This is a genomic window from Pseudomonas sp. W2Oct36, assembly GCF_041060465.1.
Lineage (GTDB): Bacteria > Pseudomonadota > Gammaproteobacteria > Pseudomonadales > Pseudomonadaceae > Aquipseudomonas > Aquipseudomonas graminis_B.
Map to the genome: position 1 here is coordinate 154,286 of NZ_JAUERW010000013.1, position 8,503 is coordinate 162,788.

General features: G+C 61.8%; 8 protein-coding genes. 7 read left to right on the top strand and 1 reads right to left on the bottom strand.

What is annotated here, in order from left to right; translation table 11 throughout:
* Positions 1-5: 5 nt before the first annotated feature.
* The 3 genes from QWI18_RS17655 (at position 6) to QWI18_RS17665 (ending at position 2,039) form a co-directional block, all read left to right on the top strand.
* Positions 6-446, top strand: a complete 441-nt coding sequence (locus tag QWI18_RS17655; RefSeq protein ID WP_192134178.1) for a thioesterase family protein — start codon at positions 6-8, stop codon at positions 444-446.
* A 76-nt stretch (positions 447-522) separates the two neighbouring features.
* Complete coding sequence (locus tag QWI18_RS17660; protein ID WP_065986053.1) at positions 523-1,482, top strand: tRNA-dihydrouridine synthase; 960 nt, start codon at positions 523-525, stop codon at positions 1,480-1,482.
* Between the two features lie 113 nt (positions 1,483-1,595).
* On the top strand, positions 1,596-2,039 hold the full coding sequence (locus QWI18_RS17665) for an Hsp20 family protein (protein ID WP_296308742.1): 444 nt from the start codon (positions 1,596-1,598) through the stop codon (positions 2,037-2,039).
* Between the two features lie 51 nt (positions 2,040-2,090).
* On the opposite strand, the gene QWI18_RS17670 is transcribed toward QWI18_RS17665, so the two are convergent.
* Positions 2,091-2,987, bottom strand: a complete 897-nt coding sequence (locus QWI18_RS17670; protein WP_369319397.1) for a LysR family transcriptional regulator — start codon at positions 2,985-2,987, stop codon at positions 2,091-2,093.
* Positions 2,988-3,142: 155 nt separating this feature from the next.
* Between QWI18_RS17670 and leuC the strand changes: the two genes are divergently transcribed.
* The 4 genes from leuC to asd all read left to right on the top strand — a co-directional run bounded on the left by leuC (position 3,143) and on the right by asd (position 7,641).
* Positions 3,143-4,567 carry a 3-isopropylmalate dehydratase large subunit gene (leuC, locus tag QWI18_RS17675; RefSeq protein WP_296308740.1) on the top strand — a complete coding sequence of 475 codons (1,425 nt, stop codon included), beginning with the start codon at positions 3,143-3,145 and terminating at the stop codon, positions 4,565-4,567.
* Between the two features lie 10 nt (positions 4,568-4,577).
* Positions 4,578-5,216: a 3-isopropylmalate dehydratase small subunit gene (leuD, locus tag QWI18_RS17680; protein WP_065986057.1), complete on the top strand. Its 639-nt coding sequence runs from the start codon at positions 4,578-4,580 to the stop codon at positions 5,214-5,216.
* Positions 5,217-5,364: 148 nt separating this feature from the next.
* Positions 5,365-6,447 carry a 3-isopropylmalate dehydrogenase gene (gene leuB / locus QWI18_RS17685; RefSeq protein ID WP_296308737.1) on the top strand — a complete coding sequence of 361 codons (1,083 nt, stop codon included), beginning with the start codon at positions 5,365-5,367 and terminating at the stop codon, positions 6,445-6,447.
* An 81-nt stretch (positions 6,448-6,528) separates the two neighbouring features.
* On the top strand, positions 6,529-7,641 hold the full coding sequence (asd, locus tag QWI18_RS17690; protein WP_296308735.1) for an aspartate-semialdehyde dehydrogenase: 1,113 nt from the start codon (positions 6,529-6,531) through the stop codon (positions 7,639-7,641).
* Positions 7,642-8,503: the final 862 nt, after the last annotated feature.

Below are 8,503 nucleotides of genomic sequence, written 5' to 3' on the forward strand. Positions count from 1 at the left end.
AAGAAATGGTCTGGGATCTGGCAACGCCGTTCGTCATCGATCTGCAGGTGGGCGAGGAGGATATCGACGGCCTGGGTCACGCCAACAACGCGGTGTATGTCACCTGGCTCGAACGCTGCGCATGGCGGCATTCCCAGCAACTGGGCCTGGACCTGACCGAGTACCGTCGACTCGACCGGGCCATGGCCGTGGTGCGGCATGAGATCGACTACTTGGCCAGCGCCTATCAGGATGACGAACTGCAACTGGCGACCTGGATCGTCGACTGGGATCAACGCCTGAAAATGACCCGGCGCTTCCAGCTCAAGCGGCCCAGTGATGGCGTGACCTTGCTGCGCGCGCAGACCACCTTCGTCTGCATCGAACTGTCGTCGGGTAAACCCAAGCGCATGCCGAGCGAGTTCATCGACGGCTACGCCGCCGGCCTCCACAGCGCGGTCTCCTGACGCTCGGCGCGCGTAAACCGTATCCAATCCGCCGGCCTCTGCGTAAACTGCCGGACTTTTTTTCGAGTGTGACCCCATGCAAATTGCCCTGGCACCCATGGAAGGCCTGGTCGACGACATCCTGCGTGACGTGCTGACGCAAGTCGGCGGCATCGACTGGTGCGTGACCGAATTCATCCGGGTGACCGAGCGCGTGTTGCCGGAGCATTACTTCCACAAGCTCGCGTCCGAGCTGTTGCAGGGCTCGAAGACCCGCGCCGGCGTGCCCTTGCGTGTGCAGCTACTGGGGTCGGACCCGGTATGTCTGGCCGAGAACGCAGCCTTCGCGGCCGAACTGGGGGCGCCGGTTATCGACCTGAATTTTGGCTGCCCCGCCAAGACCGTCAACAAATCCCGAGGCGGGGCGGTGTTGCTCAAGGAGCCGGAGCTGCTGCACACCATCCTCAGTCACGTACGCCGCGCCGTGCCTGCGCACATTCCGGTCACCGCCAAGATGCGCCTGGGCTACGACAGCACCGAACCGGCGCTGGATTGCGCCCGGGCCCTGGAAGCGGGCGGCGCGGAGCACATCGTCGTCCACGCCCGCACCAAGGTCGACGGCTACAAGCCGCCGGCGCACTGGGAGTGGATTGGCAAGATTCAGGACGTGGTGAAGATTCCGATCATCGCCAACGGCGAGATCTGGACCGTCGACGACTGGCGCCGCTGCCGGGAGATCTGTGGCGCCCGCGACATCATGATCGGTCGCGGTCTGGTGGCGCGTCCGGACCTGGGCCGGCAGATCGCCGCGGCGCAAGCCGGGCGTGAGGTCATCCCCATGACTTGGGCCGAATTGCAGCCCCTGCTGCGGGATTTCTGGTTGCAGGCCATGGCCAAGATGACCCGCGTTCAAGCGCCGGGCCGCCTCAAGCAGTGGGTGGTCCTGCTCACCAAAAGCTACCCCGAAGCGACCGTCCTGTTCGATGCCCTGCGCCGCGAAACCGACTGCGAGCGGATCAGCCAGATGCTCGGCGTGAGCGTGCCGGAAGCCGCCTGAAAATTTTTTGCACGACTCTTGAAACGCAAATGACCGTCCCTATTTTGGGATGACGCGATGCCGAAGTCGGGTCGCGGCGATAACCACTTGCTGATTTATCAGGAGATTTTCAGATGACTACTGCATTTTCCCTGGCTCCACTGTTCCGTCACTCCGTTGGCTTTGACCGCTTCAATGACCTGTTCGAGTCGGCGGCGCGCAACGAGTCGGCCAGCAGCTACCCTCCCTACAACGTCGAGAAACACGCTGATGACCAATACCGCATTGTCATCGCGGCCGCGGGTTTCCAGGAGGAAGATCTGGAGCTGCAAGTCGAGAAGGGCGTACTGACCGTCACCGGCAACAAGCGCGAGAATACGGCGGAAGGCGTGACCTTCCTGCACCAGGGCATCGCCCAGCGTGCCTTCAAGCTGTCGTTCCGCCTAGCTGACCACATTGAGGTCAAGAACGCTGCTTTGGCCAATGGCCTGTTGAACATTGACCTGCTGCGTCTGGTGCCTGAAGAGGCCAAGCCAAAACGCATCCAGATCAATGCCCAGAAAACCCTGACTCACTGATCCAGAGTCAGCGTAAGAAGGCGCCCTGCGGGGCGCCTTTTTTGTGCGCGCTCAGCGCGCGGGCGATTGCTCCAGCCCTGCAGCTTGCGCATCCAGCAACGCCATGAACGCCCGCGCCGCGTTAGACAGCGTGCGTTCGGTGTGGACGATATACCCCAACTGCCGCCGTAACTGGACACCCGGCAACGGGATGGGGGTGACTTGCTCGTCGAGCATGGTCCGGGGCAGCACGCTCCAGGCCAGTCCGATGGACACCATCATCTTGATCGTCTCCATATAGTTGGTGCTCATGGCGATATTCGGCTTCAGCCCCTGCGACTCACAGAGCTCGCTGACGATGTGGTGGGTGAAGGTGTTCTCGCCCGGAAACACCGCCGGGTAGCGGGTGAGGTCGGCCAGGCTGACGTTTTTTCGGGTCGCCAGCGGGTGCTCGGGCGCGGCGACGAAATCCAGCGGGTCGTCCCAGACCTTGACGGCTTTCACCAGCGCGTGGGGCTCGGGTGCCAAGGTGATCACCGCCAGCTCCGCACGGCCGTGGAGGATTTCTTCGTAGGCCACTTCCGAATCGAGAAACTGAATGTCCAGCGCGACGTCCGGGTAGGTCTTGGTAAACGCCCTTAACAGCGTAGGCAACCGGTGCAAACCGATGTGGTGACTGGTCGCCAGGGTCAGACGCCCGGTGACCTCGCCGGTCAGGTTGGTTAGCGCGCGACGGGTGTCGTCCAGCACATTGAGGATCTGATAAGCGCGGGGGAGCAGGGCGCGTCCGGCTTCGGTCAGACTGACCTCACGGCCCAGCCGATCAAAAAGCCGCACGTCCAGTTGCTGCTCCAGGCCGGCGATGCGCTTGCTGACCGCCGGCTGAGTCAGGTGCAGGCGCTCGGCAGCGGCCGAGAAGCTGCCCATCTCGGCGATGGCAATGAAGGCATTGAGATTAGCCAGATCCATCTCGGATTCCTGTTGGTTATGCAAAGCATGAAAAATATGAATTTGAGTTATTTAAGCATATTCCATAGCATCACCCCCACAAGCCAAGGGTCTTTACGGTGTCATCTCGACATCGGCGGCCGGGGCATAGAAATACGCTGATGAGGAACCGTCTGATGGCCGGCAAAACGCTCTACGACAAGCTCTGGGATTCGCATTTGGTCAAGCAGCGCGACGATGGCTCTGCGCTGCTCTACATCGACCGTCACATCATCCACGAAGTGACGTCGCCTCAGGCTTTCGAAGGCTTGCGCCTGGCCGGACGCTCACCATGGCGCATCGACGCCAACGTCGCCACCGTCGACCACAACGTGCCGACCACCCCCGACCGCAAGGACGGCGTCGACGCCATCGTCGATCAAGTGTCGCGCTTGCAGGTCAAGACCCTGGATGACAACTGCGACGAGTACGGCATCACCGAATTCAAGATGAACGACATCCGTCAGGGCATCGTTCACGTGATCGGCCCGGAGCAGGGCGCGACCTTGCCGGGCATGACCGTGGTCTGCGGCGACTCGCATACGTCCACCCACGGCGCATTCGGCGCGCTGGCCCACGGCATCGGCACTTCCGAGGTCGAGCACGTCCTCGCGACTCAGTGTTTGGTCGCGAAGAAAATGAAGAACATGCAAGTGAAGGTCGAAGGCAAGCTGCCGTTCGGCGTCACGGCCAAGGACATCGTCCTCGCCATCATCGGCAAGATCGGCACCGCCGGCGGCAACGGCCATGCCATCGAATTCGCCGGCAGCGCCATTCGCGACCTGTCCGTCGAAGGCCGCATGACCATCTGCAACATGTCCATCGAAGCCGGCGCCCGTGTCGGGCTGGTGGCGACCGATGAAAAGACCATTGCCTACGTGAAGGGTCGTCCTTTCGCACCGACTGCCGAGCAGTGGGACGCAGCCGTCGAGGCCTGGAAAGACCTGGTGTCCGACGACGACGCGGTGTTCGACACCGTGGTTGAGCTCGACGCGACCCAGATCAAACCGCAAGTCAGCTGGGGCACGTCGCCGGAAATGGTCGTGGCCGTGGATCAGCATGTGCCCGATCCAGCGCAGGAAGCCGATCTGGTCAAGCGTGGCTCGATCGAGCGCGCCTTGAAGTACATGGGCCTGAAAGCCAATCAGGCGATCACCGACATTCAGCTGGATCGCGTGTTCATCGGTTCGTGCACCAACTCGCGGATCGAGGACCTGCGCGCCGCAGCGGACATCGCCAAAGGCCGCAAAGTGGCGTCGACCATCAAGCAGGCGATCGTCGTGCCAGGCTCGGGTCTGGTGAAAGAACAGGCCGAGCGGGAAGGGCTGGACAAGGTCTTCATCGAAGCCGGTTTCGAATGGCGTGAGCCGGGCTGCTCGATGTGCCTGGCGATGAACCCGGACCGCCTGGAGAGCGGCGAGCACTGCGCGTCCACCTCCAACCGCAACTTCGAAGGCCGTCAGGGCGCCGGTGGGCGTACTCACCTGGTCAGTCCGGCGATGGCAGCAGCGGCTGCGGTCAGCGGCCGTTTCGTCGACGTTCGCACCATGAGCCAGGCATAAGGAGCCCCGTATGAAGCCTTTTACCCAACACACCGGTCTGGTCGCTCCGCTGGATCGCGCCAACGTCGACACCGATCAGATCATCCCCAAGCAATTCCTGAAGTCGATCCGCCGGACCGGCTTTGGCCCGAACCTGTTTGACGAGTGGCGCTACCTTGATGTGGGTCAGCCGTACCAGGACAACAGCAAGCGTCCGCTGAACCCGGATTTCGTGCTCAACGCCGAGCGTTACCAGGGCGCCAGCGTCCTGCTGGCCCGGGAAAACTTCGGCTGCGGCTCGAGCCGTGAGCACGCCCCATGGGCGCTGGAAGAGTACGGTTTTCGCAGCATCATTGCGCCGAGCTACGCTGACATCTTCTTCAACAACAGCTTCAAGAACGGCCTGCTGCCGATCATCCTGAGCGAAAGCGAAGTCGATGAGCTGTTCAAAGTGGTCGAGGCGACGCCGGGCTACCAGTTGAACGTGGACCTGCAAGCCCAGACCGTGACCCGTGAAGATGGCAAGGTCTACCACTTTGAAATCGACGCCTTCCGCAAGCACTGCCTGCTCAACGGCCTGGACGATATCGGCCTGACCCTGATGGACGGCGAGGCGATTGCCGCGTTCGAGAGCAAGCATCGCGCTTCGCAGCCGTGGCTGTTTCGCTGAGGGGCAGTTATTAGCTTCAAGCTTCAAGCTGCAAGCGGCAAATTGACCGCGGTGTGACTGCTGATTCTTGCAGCTCACCGCTTGGAGCTTGCCGCTCCCGAGTCGGCACCGATCACCGGCTCGACACGTATTCTGAAACGAGGGTTTTATGAGCAAGCAGATTCTGATTCTCCCAGGTGATGGTATCGGTCCGGAGATCATGGCCGAGGCGGTCAAGGTGCTGGAACTGGCCAGCGAGAAATATCAGCTGGGTTTCGAACTGAGCCACGACGTTATCGGCGGCGCGGCCATCGACAAACACGGCGTACCACTGGCAGATGAAACCCTCGAGCGCGCTCGCGCCGTTGATGCCGTGCTGCTCGGCGCCGTGGGCGGCCCGAAATGGGACGCCATCGACCGCGACATCCGTCCGGAGCGCGGCCTGCTGAAGATCCGCTCGCAACTGGGCCTGTTCGCCAACCTGCGTCCGGCGATTCTGTATCCGCAACTGGCCGATGCGTCCAGTCTGAAGCCTGAAATCGTCGCCGGCCTGGACATCCTCATCGTCCGTGAGTTGACCGGCGGTATCTACTTCGGCGCCCCGCGTGGCACCCGCGAGCTGGAAAACGGCGAGCGTCAGTCCTACGATACGTTGCCCTACAGCGAAAGCGAGATCCGCCGCATCGCCCGCGTCGGCTTCGACATGGCCCGTGTGCGCGGCAAGAAGCTCTGCTCGGTGGACAAGGCCAATGTGCTTGCGTCCAGCCAGTTGTGGCGTGAAATCGTCGAACAGGTAGCCAAGGATTACCCGGACGTTGAACTCAGCCACATGTACGTCGACAACGCTGCCATGCAGTTGGTCCGCGCACCGAAGCAGTTCGACGTGATCGTCACCGACAACATGTTCGGCGACATCCTCTCCGACGAAGCGTCGATGCTCACCGGCTCCATCGGCATGCTGCCGTCGGCGTCGCTGGATTCGAACAACAAGGGCATGTACGAGCCTTGCCACGGTTCGGCCCCGGACATCGCCGGCAAAGGCGTGGCCAACCCGCTGGCGACGATTCTGTCGGTGTCGATGATGCTGCGTTACAGCTTCAACGAGCACACCGCTGCCGACGCCATCGAGAAAGCCGTGAGCCTGGTGCTGGATCAGGGCTTGCGCACCGGCGACATCTGGTCTGAGGGCAATGCCCGGATCGGTACGCAGGAAATGGGCGACGCCGTAGTCGCCGCGCTGCGCAATCTGTAATATCTCGGGCCCACGACTGTCAGGTTGAGCCCAGTGGCTCTCTGCGGTCGGGGCCCCACTTTTAATTAAGGTGTAGTTGCGATGAAACGTGTAGGTCTGGTCGGTTGGCGCGGGATGGTCGGTTCCGTGCTCATGCAGCGCATGCTGGAAGAGCAGGATTTCGATCTCATTGAGCCGGTTTTTTTCACCACCTCCAACGTCGGCGGCCAAGGCCCGTCGGTGGGCAAGGACGTCGCGCCGCTGAAAGATGCCTACAGCATCGACGAGCTCAAGACCCTGGACGTGGTGCTGACCTGCCAGGGCGGCGACTACACCAACGAAGTCTTCCCCAAGCTGCGCGAAGCGGGCTGGCAGGGTTACTGGATCGACGCGGCGTCGTCCCTGCGCATGCAGGACGATGCGGTGATCATCCTTGATCCGGTCAACCGCAAGGTCATCGACCAGCAGCTGGATGCCGGCACCAAGAATTACATCGGCGGCAACTGCACCGTCAGCCTGATGCTGATGGGCCTGGGCGGGCTGTTCGAGGCCGGTCTGGTGGAGTGGATGAACGTCATGACGTATCAGGCCGCTTCCGGCGCCGGTGCGCAGAACATGCGTGAGCTGATCAAGCAGATGGGTGCGATCAATGCGTCGGTGGCCGACGAGCTGGCGAACCCTGTCAGCGCGATTCTGGACATCGACCGCAAGGTGGCTGACGCGATGCGCGGCGAGGGTTTCCCGACCGAGAATTTCGGGGTGCCGCTGGCGGGCAGTCTGATCCCGTGGATCGACAAGGAGCTGCCGAACGGTCAGAGCCGCGAGGAGTGGAAAGGGCAGGCGGAGACGAACAAGATTCTGGGTCGTTTCAAGAGCCCGATTCCGGTCGATGGTATTTGCGTGCGCATCGGTGCGATGCGGTGCCACAGTCAGGCGCTGACCATCAAGCTGAACAAGGATGTGCCGATCGCTGACATCGAGGGGATGATCAGTCAGCACAATCCTTGGGTGAAGCTGGTGCCGAATAATCGCGAAGCGAGCATTCAGGAGCTGAGCCCGACGTCGGTGACCGGGACGTTGAATATTCCGGTGGGGCGTTTGCGTAAGTTGAATATGGGTTCGCAGTATCTGGGCGCATTTACCGTGGGCGACCAGTTGTTGTGGGGCGCGGCGGAGCCGTTGCGTCGGATGCTTCGTATTCTGCTCGAGCGGTAATCACTGTTCGTAGGGGACTGATTTATTCTCGTAGGGGACTGATTTATTTACATAGCTTCACCGTAAATTAATCTGTCCCCGGATCTGCGGCGTGAGTTAGTACGCCAGGATCAAGAGCGTCTGCCTAGGGGCAGACGTTTCGCCTTCGGCGAGTTACTTGGAAAAGTCGAAAGTCGCACCATCCCCAAGTAACCAAGGGTGCTTGCTCCTGGTTTGGTTCCTCCTTCGTCGGAATCCCCTCACTCCGGTCCCGCTCCGAGGGCCCGCGCCGAACGGGCATCCATGCCCTGACGGCGCTCTCGCCGCATCCCTGCGGCTCGACCCACTCCGCGAAACCTCCGTTCAGCCTGAACCCAAGTCGCGATGGGTGTCGTCTGGACTTCCTGCGTAGAAGATCAAGATCAACAGCTTCCCGGCTGAAGCCGGTCCTACGGGTGCGCGCGTTCTGTTGGTGGGACTGGCTTTAGCCGGGAAGGGGCCGGCCCATTCACCATCAATTTCCCGGCGCGCCCACCGATGCTTTCCCGGCTGAAGCCGGTCCAACGGGTGCTCGCGGTCTGTTAGTGGGACTGGCTTTAGCCGGGAAGGGGCCGGTTCATTCACCATCAATTTCGCGGCGCGCCCACCGACGCTTTCCCGGCTGAAGCCGGTCCCACTGTATGCACGCGGTCTCCTGTAGGACTGGCTTCAGCCGGGAAGCTTTTGATCTTGCTCTTGATCTGCTTTTGCCCTTCAAACACAAAAGGTCCAGCCACCGCCAATCGCGACTTTGGTGCAGGCTGAACGCAGGTCTCGCTCCGTGGGCCGAGCGGCATGGATGCCGCGAGAGCCGCCCCCCGCCATGGATGGCGGATGGCGGCGG

What these genes read in the sequence shown, in the direction of transcription:
- QWI18_RS17665 (WP_296308742.1), top strand. Translation starts at nt 1,596, where the DNA reads ATGACTACTGCATTTTCCCTGGCTCCACTGTTCCGTCACTCCGTTGGC.
- asd (WP_296308735.1), top strand. Translation starts at nt 6,529, where the DNA reads ATGAAACGTGTAGGTCTGGTCGGTTGGCGCGGGATGGTCGGTTCCGTG.
- leuC (WP_296308740.1), top strand. Translation starts at nt 3,143, where the DNA reads ATGGCCGGCAAAACGCTCTACGACAAGCTCTGGGATTCGCATTTGGTC.
- QWI18_RS17655 (WP_192134178.1), top strand. Translation starts at nt 6, where the DNA reads ATGGTCTGGGATCTGGCAACGCCGTTCGTCATCGATCTGCAGGTGGGC.
- QWI18_RS17660 (WP_065986053.1), top strand. Translation starts at nt 523, where the DNA reads ATGCAAATTGCCCTGGCACCCATGGAAGGCCTGGTCGACGACATCCTG.
- QWI18_RS17670 (WP_369319397.1), bottom strand. Translation starts at nt 2,987, where the DNA reads ATGGATCTGGCTAATCTCAATGCCTTCATTGCCATCGCCGAGATGGGC.
- leuB (WP_296308737.1), top strand. Translation starts at nt 5,365, where the DNA reads ATGAGCAAGCAGATTCTGATTCTCCCAGGTGATGGTATCGGTCCGGAG.
- leuD (WP_065986057.1), top strand. Translation starts at nt 4,578, where the DNA reads ATGAAGCCTTTTACCCAACACACCGGTCTGGTCGCTCCGCTGGATCGC.